Source organism: Bacillus cereus group sp. MYBKT14-1, from assembly GCF_051915185.1.
Taxonomy (GTDB): Bacteria; Bacillota; Bacilli; order Bacillales; family Bacillaceae_G; genus Bacillus_A; species Bacillus_A cereus.
The window spans coordinates 337020-356748 of record NZ_JBQAEF010000001.1 but is presented as its reverse complement, the minus strand read 5'-3'; the positions used below and the strand labels follow the sequence as shown (position 1 = coordinate 356748).

Sequence of the window (19729 nt, the reverse complement as noted above, 5' to 3'; positions counted from 1 at the left end):
TCTATAATTTATTTACAGCCCTTTTTATAGCCTTACCTATTTCCACGCTAGACTGTGGATTTTGTCCTGTAATTAAATGACCATCTACTACTACATGCGGCGTAAAATTGGGGGCTACATAAAACAAAGCTCCTTCTTCTTTCAACTTACTTTCTAGCAAAAACGGAACGCGCTTTTCTAAATGTACAGCTCTTTCTTCATCGTTTGTATAACCTGTTATACGCTTACCCGCAACAAAAAACGAGCCATCCTTATTTTTCACACCGACTAAAGAGCTTACTCCGTGACAAACAGCCGCTACAATCCGGTTATTGTTATACATATTCTCAATCAAATTTGCTACATATGGATTACCTGGAAAATCTACAATCGCCCCGTGCCCACCACCAAATAAAACCGCATCATAATCCGAAAAATGAACATTTGAAATCGGCCTCGTATTTTGCAATAAAGAAGCTACATGCTTGAATTCGCGAGGTATACCATTCGGAATAGACACTCTATCTATAGGTACTCTCCCGCCTTTTATTGACACAATATCAACATCAAACTTAGCCTTTTTTAATACATGATAAGGAGCCGCGAGCTCTTCAAGCCACAAACCAGTCGGGTGTCCATTCATATCATGAGCACTTGTTGAAACTAACAGTATCCTTTTCAACATATCCCCTCCTTATTACCTATTTATGTATGAAACGTTTTTATCATTCATATAGCAAGTGAAGCAAACAAAAAAATAGCCGACTTTTATATAAAAGTCGGCTGCTTTCTTATAATTCGAGCTCTCCCATACGAAGAAGCTCCACAACTGCTTGTGAACGTCCTTTAACCCCTAGCTTTTGCATTGCGTTTGAGATGTGGTTGCGAACTGTCTTTTCACTTATAAAAAGTTCACCTGCAATTTCCTTCGTTGTTTTATCTTGAACCAGCAATTCAAATACTTCTCTCTCTCTCTTTGTGAGTAAAGGTTTAGATTGATACGCTTTTTCCTTCAACTGGTATAACCCTCCTTGCTTAAGCCAGAGCTGTGTATGTGTAAGTTGGGTGTTTATTTAGTCAAGATATTGTATGAACGAAATGTGCAGGTGGTGAATGAAAATGGGCTTTATTTCCTATGTTATTTTAGACTTTTATACAGTGCGTACACTCTTTTTATCCACTTACTTTCCAACGCGCCATATTTGTTCTAGCAATATACTTACAACCGTACCTACAAATAAGCCATTACCGAATATATATTGCATAACAGACGGCAAGGATTGGAGTGCTCCAGACGGTAAAAACATAACGCCGCTGCCAAATAATACTGCAACGCCTAAAATCGTTACATTCCTTTCACTCATCGGCACTTGTTTTATATTATTAAATCCAATTCCAATTAACTGTACGAACGAAGCCATTAAAACAGCCGATGCGACAGCTGATGGTAAAGATGCTAAGTAACGAATAATACTTGGAAAAAGAGACATTACGACTAGTAACGCACATGCCATTAAGAACGATCGGATATATTTTTGTTTTGTTAAACGTATAAATCCTGCCGTTGCTGGTAACGGAACGACACCTACAGTTGAAAATACAGAAGAGATGATATGCGAAATCCCCCCAACCCATGTTCCATCTTTCAACTGTTTTTGTTCAATAGTCGCTTTATGAATAGTTGCTTGATTAATTGCTATAATAGCTGCCACCGTATTCGAAACTAAAATACATACCATAACAAAACTTGATACAGCCATACCTGTATTCCATTTTGGAAGTCCCCAAGCAAATATATGTGGAAGTTGCACAAAATGAGTTACTTGAGATGGGATTGTCACTTTTCCTGCAATGAGAAAAATAATCCACCCACTAATTAATCCTATTAAAACTGCATAACTTTTGACAAAGCCTTTTCCAAAATTAGATAGTATAATAACGAACAGAAATATACTAAACGCGATCATTGCTGTAAATCCGTCGATTTGAGAAATAGTAGCTGTAATTCCTAACATTCCTTTTAAAAATACACCACTTAATTGTAAACATAATAAAAGTAAAAACGTCCCTGTCACAAGCGGCGTAAATAAAAATAAAATACGTCCTATAAAACCAGTTACTCCTAATCCTATTAAAATAATACCGGAGATTATCATTCCTAATTCTAAAATTTGCAGTGTACTATGTAATTGATCTTGTCCGGCCGTTGCATAAGCAAGTACGGTAAATACACCAACCCAAGATCCAGCCGGCCCATCCGCAATTGGTAGTCTATGCCCAAGCCATCCTTGTAAAAAAGAAGATATACCAACTACAAAAAACGTACGCTGCATTAAATAAAATATTTCTTCCGTCGTAAGATGAAATAATCCGCCAACGACAATTGGTAGTGCGATTGAATTCGCTAATAAAAATATAAACCATTGTAAAGTTCCCATAATATGATTTTGGTTATGTTGATTGTCCAATTTTTTCATCCCTTCTAGCTTTCCTATAAAAATATATTGTAAGAATAAAAAAGAAGAGTTCTATACTCACCATTAGAACCCTCCTCAAAATATTTAAACGATTCTTCTACACAAGATTATTTAATTCCACCTCATTTAAACTTCCAACAACAATATTTCCTTTATACACGACTAAACGTTTTTCTGTTTGACGCGCTACTGCTTCAGCAGCGCATGTCGCATTCGTCAAAACAAAGCTCGCTTCATCCCCTACATTCGGCCATACTCGCTTCCCTTCCTTATTTAACGTTTCTTTTCCTCCTGTAATAAAGCGGAGTGCTTTTCCTAAAGACCTTTCGTCACTCCACCCAAAACGCTCTGCTAATCGATTCGCCTTTTGAAGCATATCACCTGTTCCAAACGGTGACCAATGATCTGTAATGCTATCATTGCCTAATGAAACCGTAACACCTTTTTTATCTAATAACGGAATTGGGATTACTTGTTTACCAATTGGCACTGTTGAAGTAATATCAATATTTACATTTGCGAGTCTTTCTGCCACTTCTTCAGCCTCTTTATCAGTAACACCACCAAGTCCAAGTGCATGACTAATCGTTACACGGCCTTGCCATCCTGCTTCTTCTGTTAAACTTGCCAATCTCTTCATCGTAAACGTTCCAAGATTATTCGCATCGTGCAAATGAATATCAACATCCGCATTAAATTCTACTGCGATATCCATAATTGTATGTAATGACTTTTCAATGTCATTATCCACTGTAGCTGGATCTACTCCTCCGACTAGATGGGCACCCATACGCATCGCATCTTTCACGAGTTGCACAGAATTACTGCGCAATAATCCATGTTGCGGAAACGCAACAATTCTACTAGATACTCGATTTTTATATGTTTCTAATGCCGCTAACGTCGCCTCCAAATTACCAAGCCCAATAATTGGATCAACATTACAATGCGTTCTAATATTCGTTGCACCATTTTGCAGTAGTAACTCTAGCATATTTTCCGCTCTATTTTGAGCAGTCGCTAATTGCTTTGGTAAAATTTTTTCTTCTTCATTAAAACGTGTAAAAATACTTTCTGCTGGCATACAAGCTTTCCATGGGCCACTATAATATGTTTTATCAATGTGAATGTGCATCTCTTTGAAAGCTGGCAACATTAATAAGTTCTTAGCATCAAAAGTTACTATATCTTCCTCTTGAACAATCCCTTTTATAATTTTTTTAATTCGACCATCTTCAATAAGTAAACTGCATAATTCTGTTTCTGTTTGTGAAATTCTCTCTTCTTCATATGTATATCCTGATTCAAGCATTACGTTAGTCAACCAATATACTGTCATCTCTATTTCCCCACCCTTTATTAAAAATCACCTCATAACTACAAGTTTAATATCCACTGAAAACTAAGACAATTAATACGATCGCTTCTCACAAAAAAATGTAATACAACCCCATAGTCTTCTCATAAATTTCCATATAGAATAAAAGTATGCAGTTTGATATAAAAAGGAGTTGATTGGAATATGTCAAAAAAGTTATGTAAATCCGAAACTGATAAAATGCTATTTGGTATATGTGGTGGTTTAGGAGAATATTTTGATATTAGCTCTACTCTTATTCGTATCATTTGGGTTATTGCTGTTTTATGTTTTGGGACAGGATTTTTAGTTTATTTCATTTGTTTATTACTTATGCCACGTTCGTACTAATGGCATCATTTCACATACTTAAGAAGAGCAAATCACCTATAGAATCCTATAGGTGATTTTTTCATGAAGAATATTTCATCGTTAAATGTAATACCGCCACTTCTTCTTCTTCATTTTTATAAATATGCTTCTTATTCGCTTCAAATTGAATGGAATCAAACTCATTTAATTCGTATACATCATTCTCCACTTGAATAGACACTTTCCCTTTCATTACCGTTACAAGCTCAATCGCACCTTCATGATGAGCTTCTGGCTCATATATACTATTTGATCGTAAACAAGCACGGTGCATTTCCATCCCTGTTTCTTTCGTATAACGGAACATCGTTTCTAAATGCCACGCTTGTCCTTCATCTACTGCAAATCCTTCTCCACAGCGCGCAACAGCTACAGGTTCTCCAGCAACCATTAATCTGGATAAAGGAATTGATAACCCTTTCGTTATTTTCCAAATGACAGCTAGTGTCGGATTTGTTTCCCCTCTTTCGATCTTTCCTAATGTTAATTTACTAACTCCTGTTTTATGGGCTAATTCTTCTAAACTTAATTTCTGTTCATTTCGAATTTGTCTCAATAACTGTCCAACTTGTTGAATGACTTCTTTCGTTTGCATATCTTCATTTTCTTTCATATATAAAACCACCTCAAAGTATAAAATAGTTTACTTTAAACAATTAAAAGTATATCATACTATACATAATTATTTATTTTCGAAAGGAGTGCTATACTTCATGCGCGCAATTTTATTAGGTCTTTTATCATCGGCCTTTTTTTCTGCAACCTTTATTATTAATAGAGCAATGAATGTATCTGGAACGAGCTGGGCTTGGACAGCTTCCTTCCGTTTTTTATTTGCTCTTCCTATTTTATTCCTTATCGTTTTATTTCGCAAAAACTTTAGGGGATTATGGGAAGAGTTAAAAAAACATCCATTGGCATGGATCGGATGGGGTTCTGTTGCCGGTATTGGTTTTTATTCTTTATTAAGTTTCTCAGCTGTCTTTTCTCCAGCTTGGCTCGTTGCTGGAACTTGGCAAGTTACGATTTTAGCTGGTTTACTACTATCACCACTATTTTTCGTAAAAATAGAAACAAAATCAGGTACGAAACTTGTACGCGGAAAAATTCCACTTCGTAGCTTATATGTTGCATTATTTATTTTACTTGGTGTAATTTGTATGCAAGCAACTGCCGCAGGCCATATTACAATGACTCAGTTCATTTCAGGTTTTTTACCTGTCGTATTAGCCGCTTTCTTATATCCGTTCGGTAACCGAAAAATGATGGAGCTTGTTGGTGGACGCCTTGATACGTTTCAACGTGTATTAGGAATGGCAATTGGAAGTCTTCCTATAACAATCTTGCTTGGTATATACGGATTTTCTACTACTGGCATTCCAACATCCAACCAAATGCTTCAAGGATTTTTGTTAGCATTATGTTCCGGCGTTATTGCAACGATGACATTTTTCTTTGCTACTGACTTAGCAAAAGATAACCTCGCTCTACTTGGAGCTGTTGAAGCAACACAAGCTGGAACGATGGTCTTTACCGTACTTGGAGAAATCATTTTCTTAAATGGTTCACTCCCTGGAGGACTTTCTCTCATCGGAATGATTATTATCATGTTAGGAATGGTTGCAAATAGTATTTTAAACCGTTCTGTTCCAGTCGTTAAACAGAAAAAATCGGCATAAAAAAAGGGTATGGTTCTATAGAGATGAACCATACTCTTTTTTATTGTCCCCCTATTTCGCCTTATCAGAATAGTATTTCATTGGCTGTTTATACTAAAACTTATGTTATAATACGTTTCATGCGCATTAATAGGAGGTAAATTATGTTAAAAAAAGCAATCGCTGAATTTATTGGTACATTTGTACTTGTATTATTCGGAACTGGAGTAGCTGTCACTGGCGGCGGAATTGAAGGAATTGGAACATTAGGAATCGCTATGGCTTTCGGCTTATCTATTGTAGCTATGGCATATAGCATCGGAACAATTTCTGGATGTCACATTAACCCAGCAGTATCGGTAGCTATGTTCATCAACAAACGAATGAACGCTATGGAACTTTGTTATTATGTATTAGCTCAAATTTTAGGTGGTTTATTAGGAACTGCAACGTTAGTAACAATTTTAAAATCTGCTAAAACACCTTTAGATAATTTAGGACAAAATGGTTTCGGAACTCTTGGTTTATCTGGAGCATTTTTAGTTGAGTTCATTTTAACTTTCGTATTTATTTTAGTTATCGTTGCTGTAACAGGTAAAAAAGGAAGTTCTTCTTTAGCTGGACTAGTAATTGGTTTCACATTAGTTTTAATTCACTTATTAGGAATTCCGTTAACTGGAACATCTGTTAACCCAGCTCGTAGTATCGCACCAGCTTTATTTGTTGGTGGAGAAGCACTTTCTCAACTATGGGTATTCATCGTAGCACCAATTCTTGGTGGTATCTTCGCAGCTATCGTAGGTAAATTCATTTTAAATACTGAAAAATAGAATTTTCAATATTTCTGAATAAAAAAATGCGAGCCCTCATTATGAGGAAGCTCGCTTTTTTTATTCTTTCATTTTAGACTTTAAATTTGTAACTAATTGATCTACCGTTACATTTGCAAGTACGTTTTCCATCGCTTCTTGCGCTTGCATTAAAATAATTTCTAATACTGATTGAATATTAGCTCCTACTGGACATTCAATGTTGGGATTTTCATGGAAGGAAAATAGTTGTCCTTCTTCTACAACTTCCACTGCTTTATATACATCAAGTAATGTAATTTCTTCTAAATCTCGAGCAAGTGTCGTACCACCTTTACCAGCTTGTACATCAACAAGTCCTGCTCTCTTCAACATTCCTGTAATGCGACGAATCACAACTGGATTTGTATTCACACTACCGGCAATCCATTCAGAGGTACAGCGAGAGTTTCGATCTATCGCAAGTAATGTCAGCATATGAACACCTACTGTAAAACGACTACTAATCCCCATCTGCACACCCTCCTTTTTATTCATTCTATTAAAAGACGACTCTTATTATTATATACTATTTTTAATTTATACATAAAGAAAAAGCATGATTTCAATAGGAAATCATGCTTTTCTCTCATTATTGACGCTTTATAAATTTCGCTAAATCTTTAAATTTCACTTTATCTGAGTAATTCATTACGCCGTTTACGTAAATGCGGCTTGTAACAGCATTTAATACTGCAATTGTCGCCAATAAGACTGCTAATGTTATCGTAATTTCTAGCATACCTGCTTCACCAGCTACAATACGTGAGAAGGTAACCATCGGTGTAAAAAATGGAACGTAAGAACTTACAACAACGATAGTACTATTCGGATCACTTAATGATTTAATACTAATAAAGAATGCAGCCATAATTAAAATCATTACCGGGAAAGATACAGCTTGTAAATCCTCCGTCTTAGATACGACAGCTCCAGCAGCAGCATACATCATCGCATAAAGTAAATATCCCGTAATGAAATAAACAAGAAACATGCTGATAACTTTTGCATCTAATTTCGTAAAGTCAATTGGAATACCAAATAGTGAGGCACTTTCTAAATCGACCCAACCTAACAAATATGGAATAAGATAACCACACGCCAATACGACAAGTTGCAATAACGCCGTTGAAACAACCGCTAAAATTTTCGCATACATCATCGTAAGAGGCTTCACTTTCGGAAGCATTACTTCCATTACACGTGACGCCTTTTCAGATGCAATATTCATTGCGATTGTATTTCCGAACGCTACAATAAACATATATAAAGCAAATGTAAAGAAATAGGCAATTCCGAAAGAAGATGTACGATCTTTTATCGCTTCTTGCTTTACTTGAATTTCTGTTTGTAATTGCTGTGCAATTTCTGGTGAAACATTATTTTTGGCAATCGTCACCATCGTATATTGTTGCTTTAAATATCCTGCCATAATTGCAGAAATTGCTTGGCTTGGAAATCCATTATACATATATGTAATCGATGGAGCCCCCCCCTTTTCCGTCACATGGAATAGACCATCTAAATCGCCTTCTTCTACTTGCTTATGCAGTTTATCAAAATCATCCTTTGAACCAATTGTTATTTTTGCTGATGGCAATAGCTTATTTAGCTCATCTTTTTGTACTTTATATGTGGAACTCTCTACTACAACTGCAATTTTATCTTTATCCTTATTTTTATCATCGCCTGAAGTAAAATGATTAAATGCAAAAATCCCAAACACAACTAAAAATAAAATCGCACTCGTAATTAATGATTTCTTAGATAAAAACGCTTCCCTAAAATAAAATGAAAATACGTGAGAAAATTTACGCATCGTTATTTCGCCCTCTCTACAAAGATTTCGTTTAACGTCGGCTCTAACATTTTGAATTGTCGTAAGCTAACACCTTGCTCTTGCAACTGTTGCAAAATCTTGAGAGCTTCCGCATCGTCTTGTACTTTCACATAAAGAAGGCCTTGTTGTTTTTCATACGATACATGTATAGCTTCTAATCCCTTTTCATTCTCTACTGTATCTTCAATCGTTAAATTACGGAAACCGTATTCTTTCTTAATATCACTTAGCTGTCCTTTTACGACTGCTTCACCTTTTTTCAAAATACATACATGTTGGCAAAAAGCCTCTACTTGTTCCATACGATGACTTGATAAAATAATCGTCTTTCCGCTCTGTACTTGTTCTTCAATAATACTAGCTAACATCCCAGCATTAACTGGATCAAGGCCGCTGAATGGTTCATCTAGAATGAGAAGTTCCGGATTATGAAGAAGAGCAGCAATTAATTGGATTTTTTGCTGATTCCCTTTTGAAAGCTCTCCAGCCGTTTTAAATTTATATTCTGGTATCGCTAAACGCTCTAACCAGTGATCAATAGCGTGATCCACTTCTTTCTTCGACATTCCTTCTAATCTACCAAAATATCGCAGCTGATCTATTACTCTACTTTTTGTATATAAACCTCTTTCTTCTGGTAAATACCCAATTGTTACACCACTATTTCCAAATGCTTTTCCATCCCATGTAATCGAACCTTCATTAGGCGTTAATAATCCGAGAAGCATTTTGATTGTTGTTGTTTTCCCTGCACCATTTCGTCCAAGTAACCCTAGTACTTCACCTTTTGGTAACGAAATTTGCAAACCGTTAACTGCTTTTGATTCCCCAAATTGTTTCGTTAAGTTTTGAATTTGTAAACTCAAGTATAAAGCCTCCCCTTTAGTATCATTCGTACTCTCTTTCAAAGACTATGTTTATTCAAGACAAAATATAGCACCACGCTTCATCCTCTTATATGTAAACATCGTCATGAATCCATCATTTGTTCTATTTAGTTAAAATTGTAAATAACAAAGTTCTTTTTGTCAATTATAATTGTCATTACGACAATAAAACTTGTCAAAACAGCTATTATTATTTTGCTCATCTTTCTAATATAGGACATACTACTATATATACAAAAGACAATATGCAAATGTTCATATAAAAATATTATATTTTAATATATAATATAAAATGATTTTCTAACATCAAGGAGGATACATATGAAGATGAAGAGGGGCATTACCACTTTATTATCTGTAGCGGTTCTATCTACATCACTTGTAGCATGTTCAGGAACACCAGAGAAAACAGTGGCGAAAGAAGAGAAAGTAAAATTAACAGAACAACAATTAATGGCTGATTTATGGTATCAAACAGCCGGTGAAACGAAAGCACTTTACTACCAAGGGTACAACATTGGTCAATTAAAGCTTGATGCAATTCTTGCAAAAGGGACAGAGAAAAAACCTGCTATCGTGCTTGATTTAGACGAAACTGTTTTAGATAACAGTCCTCATCAGGCAATGAGCGTAAAAACAGGCAAAGGCTATCCTTACAAATGGGATGATTGGATTAACAAAGCTGAGGCTGAAGCCCTTCCAGGCGCAATTGATTTCTTAAAATATACAGAGTCTAAAGGTGTAGATATTTACTACATCTCAAATCGTAAAACGAATCAACTAGATGCAACAATTAAAAATCTTGAGCGTGTAGGTGCTCCTCAAGCAACGAAAGAACATATATTACTACAAGATCCGAAAGAAAAAGGAAAAGAAAAACGCCGTGAACTCGTTTCTCAAACCCATGATATTGTCTTATTCTTCGGTGATAACTTATCTGATTTCACAGGTTTTGATGGAAAATCTGTAAAAGATCGTAACCAAACAGTAGCAGATTCAAAAGCACAATTTGGTGAGAAATTCATTATTTTCCCGAATCCAATGTATGGCGATTGGGAAGGCGCTTTATATGATTATGATTTCAAAAAATCAGATGCAGAAAAAGATAAAATCCGTCGCGACAACTTAAAATCATTTGATGTAAAATAAAAGAGGATGGCATTCGCCATCCTCTTTTATTTTACTTTCTCTGTTAAAGGCAAGATAAATACTTCCACACGTCTATTCTTTGCCTTTCCTTCTTGTGTATCGTTTGGAGCAATTGAACGGTATTCTCCGTATCCAATCGCACTAAATTTTTCTGGTTGTAATTCTTTATTTTGCAGTAATACTTGCATAAAATTAACTGCCCGCTGCGTACTTAATTCCCAATTCGACGCAAACTGCGCATTGGCAATAGGGACATTATCCGTATGACCCGATACTGTAATTTCACGAGGTGACGCTGAAACAAGTAAGCTAGACATCTCTTTTGCAATCCCTAAAGATTCTAATTTCACATCTGCTTTCCCCGAATCAAACAGTATATTTTCTAATATTGTCACCATTAATCCCTTTTCAGTTAATTTAGTTTGAAAAGAAGAAGATAATTGTTTTTCATTAATATATTGATCAATCTTTTTTTGTAATGCTTTCAATTCATCCATCTCTTTTTTTTCTTTAGCTCTAGCTTCTTCTTGTTTTTTTGCTTGTTCTGCCTCAAGGCTACTTGCTGATAATTCTTTTTCATCATTTGGCTTTTGATCACTTAAAAATTCTTTGTTACCTGTTCCCCCAGCTAATTCACTTCGAAAAGCAACTGCCATCTGTTTAAACTTCGCAGCATCTATACTACTCATTGCGAATAAAACGATAAACAATGCAAATAACAACGTTAACATATCAGAATATGGGATTAACCACGTTTCATCGATATGCTCATCATGTTTTTTCTTTTTGCCTCTTCTATTTTTCTTACTCCGCATTTTTTTCTGCTCCTTTTTCTAGCTTTTTACGCTCAGTTGCAGAAAGTGCACCTAAAATGCGGTTCTTCATAATAAACGGATATGTACCTTCTTGTAACATTAATAAACAATCAATGATTAAACGTTTTTTCTCAATTTCAGCTGAAGATTTTTGCTTTAACTTATTTGCAAATGGATGCCATAATACATAACCTGAAAAAATACCAAAAATCGTTGCAATAAACGCACCCGAAATAGCATGACCTAACTTTTCAATATCAGTTAAGTTACCAAGCGCAGCTACAAGACCGATAACAGCACCTAAAACTCCTAATGTCGGTGCATACGTACCAGCTTGTGAAAAAATAGCAGCTCCCTTTGCATGTCTTTCTTCAATTGCTTCTAATTCAGATTCCAAAATCTGCTCTAAATCTTCTGCGGATACGCCATCAATCACAAATTTCATACCGCGCAAAAGAAATTCATCTTGAATTTTGTCTAATTGTTGCTCTAAAGACAAAATACCGTATTTTCTACTTTCAGATGTCCAATGAACAAATAATTCTAGCAACTGTTCATAACTTAAATCCTTTTTATTTGAACCAAAAAGAACTTTAAATAGTTTTGGAACCCTTTTTAGTTGATTCATCGGAAATGCAATACATACTGCAGCAAATGTACCGATAAAAATAATTAATGCTGCGGCAGGATTTAATAAGGCTGTTACGTCAGCGCCCTTGACGACCATCCCTACTACCACTGCTACAAATCCTAAAATAAGTCCAATAATTGTTGCAAAATCCATTCCCATTCACTCCTAGTCTATACAAGAAGTTCTTTATTCTCGATAATCGCTACATCTTCTTATGTATATATATTACATAAAAAATGCAAATCATGAAAGATAAGAAATGAATTATATAAAAAAATACTACAAATTCACACATTTTCTGACATTTTCTTTGCATTTCTATTACGTTATGACTCTTATATTCCTTTTCCAACAAACTAGATTTATAATAAAAAAAACAATACACATTTTATGAAGAAGGGACTGTGATTACAAGGCATCATGAAAAAGATAATAATTATTTCTGCCACTACTATTGTAATCGGGATCACATCTTTCGCTTACTTTGGTTCTAAAACACCACTACATAATGAAGCAAAAGCTGTCGAAAGTCAAAAGCATAATAACCATAAAAAAGAAGAGATTCCTGCTTTTCCAAAAGCTGATCATAATGCAAAGAAAATAGACAATGACTTTTCAGTTGTAACAAATCCAAAATCTAATCTTGTCTTAATTAATAAACATCGAAAACTACCAGATGGATACATTCCTAAAGACTTAACGAGACCAAATGTACCATTTATTAGTCCAAAAGATAAAGAAAAAACATTGCTGCGCAAAGATGCTGCCGAGGCACTTGAAAACATGTTCAAAGCTGCGAAAAAAGAAGGGCTTGATCTTACAGCTGTATCTGGTTATCGTTCATACAAACGCCAAAAATCGTTGCATGATACATACGTTAGACGTCAAGGAAAAGCCGAAGCTAATTCGGTAAGCGCAATTCCTGGTACAAGTGAACACCAAACGGGTTTAGCAATGGATATTAGTTCAAAATCAGCTAAATTTCAATTAGAGCCTATCTTCGGAGAGACAGCAGAAGGAAAATGGGTCGCGGAACATGCTCATGAATTCGGCTTTGTCATTCGTTACTTAGAAGATAAAACAGATACAACAGAATATGCCTATGAACCATGGCACTTACGCTACGTTGGTAATCCATACGCTACATACCTATATAAACATCACTTAACATTAGAAGAAGCGATGGAAGACAAAAAATAAGAGAGCAAATTGCTCTCTTATTTTTCTTTCACTCTATTATTGTAGTAATTTCTTCTTCCATTCTTCAGGCCATGGTTCGCCTCTTCCTGTTTTTTTCGAAGCTTGAACCATCATTCCGCGACCTACTAAACAAACCTCTCCTGCTGCATTCTTCACCATATAATGTAAATCTAAAGAAGAATTCCCGACCGATCCTGCCTTTACATACACCTTCAGCTGTTCATCAAAATATATTTGCTTAATAAAATTACATTGTAAATCCGCAACAACGATCATCGTTTCTGATGATGCATGTGTCCACTCTTGCATAAATCCAAGTTCTTTAAACAACGCAATACGAGCTTCTTCAAAATAAGTAAAAGCAACGACATTATTTACATGTCCAAACATATCTACTTCACCAAAACGAACCTTTACAGGGTTGTAAAACGAAAAACCACTTTCCCATTGCTCAAAGTCTTCAATATAAGAAATCCTCTTCATTGTTATCTCTCCTTTTCACCTTGAAATAAACAGAATAAACAGAAAAATAAAGTTATAAATATTGCCTCTTCGATATGAAGAGGCAATATTTATTAATAGTTATTATCGCTACCAAAGAAATCTTTGAACGATTGAATTGTTGTATCACGGTTTAATGCCGCAATTGAAGTTGTTAAAGGAATACCCTTCGGACATGATTGCACACAGTTTTGAGAGTTACCACAGTTTGCTAGTCCTCCATCTCCCATAATTGCACGTAAGCGATCTGCTTTATGCATTTCACCCGTTGGATGTGAGTTGAATAAGCGAGCTTGTGATAACGGTGCTGGTCCAATAAAGTCAGACTTACTGTTTACGTTTGGACATGATTCTAAGCAAACACCACATGTCATACATTTTGAAAGCTCATAAGCCCATTGACGCTTTTTCTCAGGCATTCTTGGTCCTGGACCTAGGTCATACGTACCATCAATTGGAATCCACGCTTTAACGCGTTTTAGAGCATTAAACATGCGACTACGATCAACTTGTAAGTCACGTACAACCGGGAATGTCTTCATCGGTTTTAAGCGAATTGGTTGCTCTAATTGATCGATAAGTGCCGTACATGATTGACGTGGTTTTCCGTTAATCACCATCGAACATGCACCACATACTTCCTCTAAGCAGTTCATATCCCAGGCAATCGGAGTTGTTTGGTTCCCTTTTGAATCAACAGGATTACGACGAATTTCCATAAGTGCTGAGATAATATTCATATTCGGACGATATGGAATTTCAAACTCTTGGTCAAACGCTTGCGCATCTGGCCCGTCTTGTCTCGTAATGATGAGGCGGATTGTTTTCTCAGACATGTTGTTTATCCCCCTTCTCTTCACCCTTAGCAGCTACATCGTGTTTTGAAGAATAATCACGTTTACGCGGTTTAATTAACGAAATATCAACGTCCTCGTAATGGAATGCTGGTGCATTTCCTTCTCCCTCAAATTTTGCCATCGTAGTTTTTAAGAAGTTTGCATCATCACGATTTGGGAATTCAGGTTTGTAATGCGCCCCACGGCTCTCATTACGGTTATATGCGCCAATTGTAATAACACGTGCTAACTCAAACATATTTGCAAGTTGGCGTGTAAATGAAGCACCTTGGTTACTCCATCTTGCTGTATCGTTAATGTTAATACGTTTGTAACGAGCCATTAATTCTTCAATTTTCGCATCTGTTTCTAATAATTTTTTATTTTCACGAACTACTGTAACGTTATCTGTCATCCATTCTCCAAGCTCTTTATGAAGAACATACGCATTTTCGTTACCATCCATCGTTAAAATATTGTTAAATTTCTCTGTTTCGATTAATTCATTTTGCTCATATACAGTAGATGAAACAGCATCAGATGATTTAGAAAGACCTTTCATATACTCAATTGCGTTTGGTCCTGCTACCATACCACCATAAATTGCTGATAATAGTGAGTTCGCACCAAGACGGTTACCACCGTGCATAGAATAATCACACTCACCTGCTGCAAATAAACCTGGAATGTTTGTCATCTGTTTATAATCAACCCATAGTCCGCCCATTGAATAGTGAACAGCTGGGAAGATTTTCATCGGTAGTTTACGAGGATCATCCCCTGTAAATTTCTCATAGATTTCAATAATTCCACCTAGTTTAATATCTAGTTCTTTTGGATCTTTATGAGAAAGATCTAAGTACACCATGTTTTCACCGTTAATACCTAGTTTTTGCTCTACGCAAACATCAAAGATTTCACGCGTTGCGATGTCACGAGGTACAAGGTTTCCGTAAGCCGGATATTTTTCTTCTAAGAAGTACCATGGTTTACCATCTTTATATGTCCAAACACGTCCACCTTCACCACGTGCAGATTCACTCATAAGACGTAATTTATCGTCTCCAGGAATTGCCGTTGGGTGAATTTGAATGAACTCACCGTTTGCATAATATGCGCCTTGTTGATATACAGCAGAAGCTGCTGTACCTGTATTGATAATGGAGTTTGTTGATTTTCCGAAAATGATACCAGGGCCCCCTGTTGCCATAATCACGGCATCTGCTCCGAAACTTCTAATCTCCATAGTTTGTAAGTCTTGTGCAACGATTCCTCGGCACACACCTTCATCATCAACAACAGCTCGTAAGAAATCCCAACCTTCATATTTCGTTACAAGTCCTGCTACTTCGTGACGACGTACTTGCTCATCTAATGCGTAAAGTAATTGCTGTCCAGTTGTTGCACCAGCAAATGCTGTACGGTGATGTTGCGTTCCACCAAATCGACGGAAATCAAGAAGTCCTTCTTCCGTACGGTTGAACATAACACCCATACGGTCCATTAAATGAATGATACCAGGTGCTGCTTCACACATTGCTTTAACTGGTGGTTGGTTCGCTAAGAAGTCCCCACCATAAATTGTATCGTCAAAGTGGATCCATGGAGAATCCCCTTCACCTTTCGTATTTACGGCACCGTTAATTCCGCCCTGAGCACATACAGAATGTGAACGTTTTACTGGTACTAAAGAAAACAGTTCAACATTTACTCCTGCTTCTGCCGCTTTAATCGTTGCCATTAAGCCAGCCAAGCCACCGCCGACTACTATAAGTTTCCCTTTCATGCTCTCCCACTCCTTACTGGTTTGCTAGCTGTGGATCGATGAACGCTAATAATGCACTCACACCTACATAAGATAAACCTAAGAAAATAGCTAATGTTACATAAGTAGAGATTCTTTGTGAACGTGGAGATACTGTAATTCCCCAGCTGATGCAGAATGTCCATAGTCCATTTGCAAAGTGGAAAATTGTTGAAACAACACCAACTAAGTAGAATGCAAACATAGCTGGATTGTTTAAAATATCTGCCATCATATCATAGTTTACCTCTTTACCTAACATTGCTTGAATACGAGTTTCCCAGACGTGCCAAGAAATGAAGATCAGCGTAACGATACCTGAAATTCTTTGGAAGACGAACATCCAGTTACGGAAATAACCGTAAGAAACCGCATTGTTCTTAGCTGTAAATGCAATATATAAGCCATATATAGCATGGTACAGTATCGGTAAAAAGATGATGAAAATTTCTAGCGCATACCGGAATGGAAGGAGCTCCATAAAGCCTGCAGCTTTGTTAAAAGCCTCTGCTCCTCGTGTTGCAAAGTTGTTTACAATTAAATGTTGCGTCAAAAAGACACCAACCGGGATGACCCCCATTAATGAGTGCCACTTACGAAACGTATACTCGCGGCCTTTCATGTCCCCATTACCCCCCTTGAATGTTTGACTGCTGTTTTCAGATTAGTTTATGACAATAATGTTTTTTCACTATTGGCATAAGAAAAACTGAAAAAATTATTCGAAATATTTCAGCATAATTTGATACCAAGTTCATTTTACTCCTATTTTTGTCGAAGCGTCAAGAAAACGTATACATAATTTGCATATAATTTGCCAATTCTTTTTTTCTTCTTATATATTCAGATTTTCCTAAAGAAAAATCTGTTTTTATAAATGTGAAATGTTATATAATAATCCCTATAGAAAGAGGGGAATATTGTGAGTAAAAATACAATCGATACAACATCTTTAGAAGATGTTTCATTGAACGCCTTCGCTTATGAATTGCTACGTGAAGAATTACTACCTGATTTAATCGGCAACGATTTAGATGGTATTTTATACTGGTCTGGTAGAAACCTTGCAAGAAAATATCCGCTAGAAACAATTGAAGAAGTCATTCAGTTCTTTGAAAAGGCTGGCTGGGGCACTTTAAGCATTGTTGAACATAAGCGTCGTGAAATGCAGTTCCAACTTAAAGGCACACTCATCGCAGAACGTCAAAAACAAAAACGACATTCTTCTTATCAACTAGAAGCCGGATTCATCGCTGAACAAATCCAAAAGCAACGGAACGTCGTTGCAGAGTCATACGAAGAAAAGAAAAAACGTTCTGACTCTATTACATTTCTTGTAAAATGGGATATAAAAGATCTCATTGAAGTGTAAGCATTACCTACAGTCAACTAGACATATCAGTTTAGTTGACTTTTTTGTATTTTCATTCAGATGAGTTTATTTTAAATCTTCAGAAATTATACCAAAAAACAGAAGACGTTGTAAACTACAACGTCTTCTTATCTGTTAAATACGTATAAATCGTCTCCGCGACATTTTTCGGCATACCCGCTTCGACAAATTCCTCTATAGAAGCTTCTTTCATCTTCTTTAATGAACCAAAATGTTTTAACAATACCTTTTTCCGTTTATCACCGATTCCTGGAATATCATCCAATGCTGATTGAATGACAGATTTCCCATGTAATTGACGATGGAATGTAATCGCAAATCGATGCACCTCATCTTGAATACGCTGCAATAAATAAAATTCTTGGCTATTTCTCTCAAGCATCACAGGTTCCGGTGGATCCCCAATAATTAAATGGGAGGTTTTATGTTTATCATCTTTTACAAGACCTGCCATCGGAATATATAATCCGAGCTCATTCTCTAAAATATCACTTGCAGCCGCTAGATGGCCTTTTCCTCCATCAATAATAATCAAATCAGGTAAAGGTGAATTTTCTTTAAGCGCCCTTGTATAACGGCGCCTCACAACTTCTCTCATAGACTCATAATCATCTGGCCCTTGAACCGTTTTAATTTTATATTTTCGATACTCTTTCTTCGCCGGTTTCCCATCGATAAAAGCAATCATTGCAGAAACGGGATTTGTTCCTTGAATATTTGAGTTATCAAACGCTTCAATACGATACGGCGTTTCAATCCCAAGCTGCTTCCCTAAATGATCTACCGCTTTAATCGTTCGTTCTTCATCACGTTCAATTAAGTAAAACTTCTCTTCAAGAGCAATCTTCGCATTTTTATTTGCCAATTCTACAAGGTCTTTTTTCTTACCACGTTTCGGCTGCGTCGCTTCCACTTCTAAAAAGCGCTCTACTAATTCCGAGTCTATACTTCCTGGAACGACAATTTCCTTCGGCTTAAAATGACTACTGTTTTCATAAAATTGGCCGATAAACGTTAAAAAACCCTCTTCTGGTTCATCGTAAATTGGAAACATAGAAACATCACGTTCAATTAGCTTTCCTTTTCGAACGAAGAAAACTTGAACACACATCCATCCTTTATCCACTGCATATCCAAACACATCACGATCTACTAAGTCACTCATAATCATCTTTTGTTTTTCCATAATCGCATCAATATGAGCAATTTGATCACGCAACTCTTTTGCACGTTCAAACTCTAGTTTCTCTGAGGCCTCATACATTTTTATTTCTAGTTCTGAACGAACTTCTTTATGTCCACCATTTAAAAACTTAATAATTTCATCTACAATTTCTTTATTTTGTTCTTCCGTCACTTCTTTCACACAAGGCGCTAAACATTGACCCATATGATAATACAAACAAACTTTATCTGGCATATTCGTGCATTTCCGAAGTGGATACATACGATCTAGCAGTTTTTTCGTTTCATGAGCAGATTGTGCATTTGGATAAGGACCAAAATATTTCCCTTTATCCTTTTTTACGTTTCGAGTAATGAGTAAGCGCGGTTGCTTCTCCGCCGTAATTTTAATAAAAGGATATGTTTTATCATCTTTTAATTGAATATTATATTTCGGATCATATTTTTTAATTAGATTTAACTCTAAAATAAGTGCTTCTAAATTCGAAGAGGTTACAATATATTCAAAATCAACAATTTCTCCTACAAGCCGCAGTGTTTTCCCATCATGTGAACCAGTAAAGTACGAGCGCACACGATTTTTAAGCACTTTTGCCTTTCCGACATATATAACCGTTCCTTGCTTATCTTTCATCAAATAACAACCAGGTTGATCTGGTAAAATAGCCAACTTCTCTTTCAAATGTTCGTGCACTCGTCTCCCTCCATTTCTACATACTTAGCATTTTTATTTTCCCTTGAAAACATACTATGCCCAAACACCCAACATACGTTCTTTTATTGTAACGGAAAGACTG

The 19729-nt window shown here is 36.2% G+C and carries 21 protein-coding genes; 6 read left to right on the top strand and 15 right to left on the bottom strand.

Going from position 1 to position 19729, the window contains the following annotated elements; translation table 11 throughout:
- Window position 1: 1 nt before the first annotated feature.
- From ACTFO4_RS01985 to ACTFO4_RS01970, 4 genes are all read right to left on the bottom strand, one after another.
- Complete coding sequence (locus ACTFO4_RS01985; protein WP_000919610.1) at window positions 2-664, bottom strand: type 1 glutamine amidotransferase domain-containing protein; 663 nt, start codon at window positions 662-664, stop codon at window positions 2-4.
- Window positions 665-770: 106 nt separating this feature from the next.
- Entirely contained in the window at window positions 771-995 is a 225-nt protein-coding gene (gerE, locus tag ACTFO4_RS01980; RefSeq protein ID WP_000659484.1) for a spore germination transcription factor GerE, read from the bottom strand.
- Window positions 996-1160: 165 nt separating this feature from the next.
- Window positions 1161-2456, bottom strand: a complete 1296-nt coding sequence (locus ACTFO4_RS01975) for a purine/pyrimidine permease (protein WP_000732140.1) — start codon at window positions 2454-2456, stop codon at window positions 1161-1163.
- 97 nt (window positions 2457-2553) lie between these two features.
- The gene (locus ACTFO4_RS01970) at window positions 2554-3795 is read right to left on the bottom strand and encodes an amidohydrolase family protein (RefSeq protein WP_061457734.1); all 1242 of its coding nucleotides are present in this window, start codon (window positions 3793-3795) and stop codon (window positions 2554-2556) included.
- A 183-nt stretch (window positions 3796-3978) separates the two neighbouring features.
- On the opposite strand from ACTFO4_RS01970, the gene ACTFO4_RS01965 reads away from it, so the two are divergent.
- A complete protein-coding gene (locus ACTFO4_RS01965; protein WP_000038411.1) occupies window positions 3979-4164 on the top strand; it encodes a PspC domain-containing protein in 186 nt (61 codons plus the stop codon).
- A gap of 61 nt (window positions 4165-4225) precedes the next feature.
- Here ACTFO4_RS01965 and ACTFO4_RS01960 read toward each other — a convergent pair whose 3' ends face one another.
- Window positions 4226-4798: a helix-turn-helix domain-containing protein gene (locus ACTFO4_RS01960; protein WP_000661920.1), complete on the bottom strand. Its 573-nt coding sequence runs from the start codon at window positions 4796-4798 to the stop codon at window positions 4226-4228.
- 100 nt (window positions 4799-4898) lie between these two features.
- Between ACTFO4_RS01960 and ACTFO4_RS01955 the strand changes: the two genes are divergently transcribed.
- Both ACTFO4_RS01955 and ACTFO4_RS01950 read left to right on the top strand, forming a co-directional pair.
- Window positions 4899-5864, top strand: coding sequence for a DMT family transporter (locus ACTFO4_RS01955; protein ID WP_001201636.1), 966 nt, complete (start codon window positions 4899-4901; stop codon window positions 5862-5864).
- 143 nt (window positions 5865-6007) lie between these two features.
- Window positions 6008-6673 (top strand): aquaporin, encoded by a 666-nt coding sequence (locus tag ACTFO4_RS01950; protein WP_000913213.1) that lies wholly within the window; start codon window positions 6008-6010, stop codon window positions 6671-6673.
- 60 nt (window positions 6674-6733) lie between these two features.
- On the opposite strand, the gene ACTFO4_RS01945 is transcribed toward ACTFO4_RS01950, so the two are convergent.
- From ACTFO4_RS01945 to ACTFO4_RS01935, 3 genes are all read right to left on the bottom strand, one after another.
- Window positions 6734-7165 (bottom strand): Rrf2 family transcriptional regulator, encoded by a 432-nt coding sequence (locus ACTFO4_RS01945; protein WP_000512998.1) that lies wholly within the window; start codon window positions 7163-7165, stop codon window positions 6734-6736.
- Window positions 7166-7283: 118 nt separating this feature from the next.
- Window positions 7284-8510 carry an ABC transporter permease gene (locus ACTFO4_RS01940; RefSeq protein WP_440013205.1) on the bottom strand — a complete coding sequence of 409 codons (1227 nt, stop codon included), beginning with the start codon at window positions 8508-8510 and terminating at the stop codon, window positions 7284-7286.
- 2 nt (window positions 8511-8512) lie between these two features.
- On the bottom strand, window positions 8513-9397 hold the full coding sequence (locus tag ACTFO4_RS01935) for an ABC transporter ATP-binding protein (protein ID WP_000058117.1): 885 nt from the start codon (window positions 9395-9397) through the stop codon (window positions 8513-8515).
- A gap of 342 nt (window positions 9398-9739) precedes the next feature.
- Between ACTFO4_RS01935 and ACTFO4_RS01930 the strand changes: the two genes are divergently transcribed.
- Window positions 9740-10567 carry a 5'-nucleotidase, lipoprotein e(P4) family gene (locus ACTFO4_RS01930; protein ID WP_000782767.1) on the top strand — a complete coding sequence of 276 codons (828 nt, stop codon included), beginning with the start codon at window positions 9740-9742 and terminating at the stop codon, window positions 10565-10567.
- A gap of 26 nt (window positions 10568-10593) precedes the next feature.
- Here ACTFO4_RS01930 and motB read toward each other — a convergent pair whose 3' ends face one another.
- Window positions 10594-11382, bottom strand: coding sequence for a flagellar motor protein MotB (gene motB, locus ACTFO4_RS01925; RefSeq protein WP_001256734.1), 789 nt, complete (start codon window positions 11380-11382; stop codon window positions 10594-10596).
- Window positions 11372-12166, bottom strand: coding sequence for a flagellar motor stator protein MotA (motA, locus tag ACTFO4_RS01920; protein ID WP_000344859.1), 795 nt, complete (start codon window positions 12164-12166; stop codon window positions 11372-11374). Before motA ends, motB begins: the two co-directional genes overlap by 11 nt.
- 267 nt (window positions 12167-12433) lie before the next feature.
- Here motA and ACTFO4_RS01915 point away from each other — a divergent pair, with 267 nt between their 5' ends.
- Window positions 12434-13213: a M15 family metallopeptidase gene (locus ACTFO4_RS01915; RefSeq protein ID WP_061457737.1), complete on the top strand. Its 780-nt coding sequence runs from the start codon at window positions 12434-12436 to the stop codon at window positions 13211-13213.
- A 36-nt stretch (window positions 13214-13249) separates the two neighbouring features.
- Here the strand turns inward: ACTFO4_RS01915 and ACTFO4_RS01910 are convergent, their stop codons facing one another.
- The 4 genes from ACTFO4_RS01910 to sdhC form a co-directional block, all read right to left on the bottom strand.
- Window positions 13250-13696: an acyl-CoA thioesterase gene (locus ACTFO4_RS01910; protein ID WP_000822734.1), complete on the bottom strand. Its 447-nt coding sequence runs from the start codon at window positions 13694-13696 to the stop codon at window positions 13250-13252.
- A gap of 92 nt (window positions 13697-13788) precedes the next feature.
- Window positions 13789-14550 carry a succinate dehydrogenase iron-sulfur subunit gene (sdhB, locus tag ACTFO4_RS01905; RefSeq protein ID WP_001291827.1) on the bottom strand — a complete coding sequence of 254 codons (762 nt, stop codon included), beginning with the start codon at window positions 14548-14550 and terminating at the stop codon, window positions 13789-13791.
- Entirely contained in the window at window positions 14543-16336 is a 1794-nt protein-coding gene (gene sdhA / locus ACTFO4_RS01900; protein ID WP_000676750.1) for a succinate dehydrogenase flavoprotein subunit, read from the bottom strand. Before sdhA ends, sdhB begins: the two co-directional genes overlap by 8 nt.
- Before the next feature lie 13 nt (window positions 16337-16349).
- The gene (gene sdhC, locus ACTFO4_RS01895; protein ID WP_000678354.1) at window positions 16350-16976 is read right to left on the bottom strand and encodes a succinate dehydrogenase cytochrome B558; all 627 of its coding nucleotides are present in this window, start codon (window positions 16974-16976) and stop codon (window positions 16350-16352) included.
- Window positions 16977-17276: 300 nt separating this feature from the next.
- Here sdhC and ACTFO4_RS01890 point away from each other — a divergent pair, with 300 nt between their 5' ends.
- Window positions 17277-17726: a YslB family protein gene (locus ACTFO4_RS01890; RefSeq protein WP_000042226.1), complete on the top strand. Its 450-nt coding sequence runs from the start codon at window positions 17277-17279 to the stop codon at window positions 17724-17726.
- 115 nt (window positions 17727-17841) lie between these two features.
- Here the strand turns inward: ACTFO4_RS01890 and uvrC are convergent, their stop codons facing one another.
- Complete coding sequence (gene uvrC, locus ACTFO4_RS01885) at window positions 17842-19626, bottom strand: excinuclease ABC subunit C (RefSeq protein ID WP_000544296.1); 1785 nt, start codon at window positions 19624-19626, stop codon at window positions 17842-17844.
- Window positions 19627-19729 lie beyond the last annotated feature (103 nt).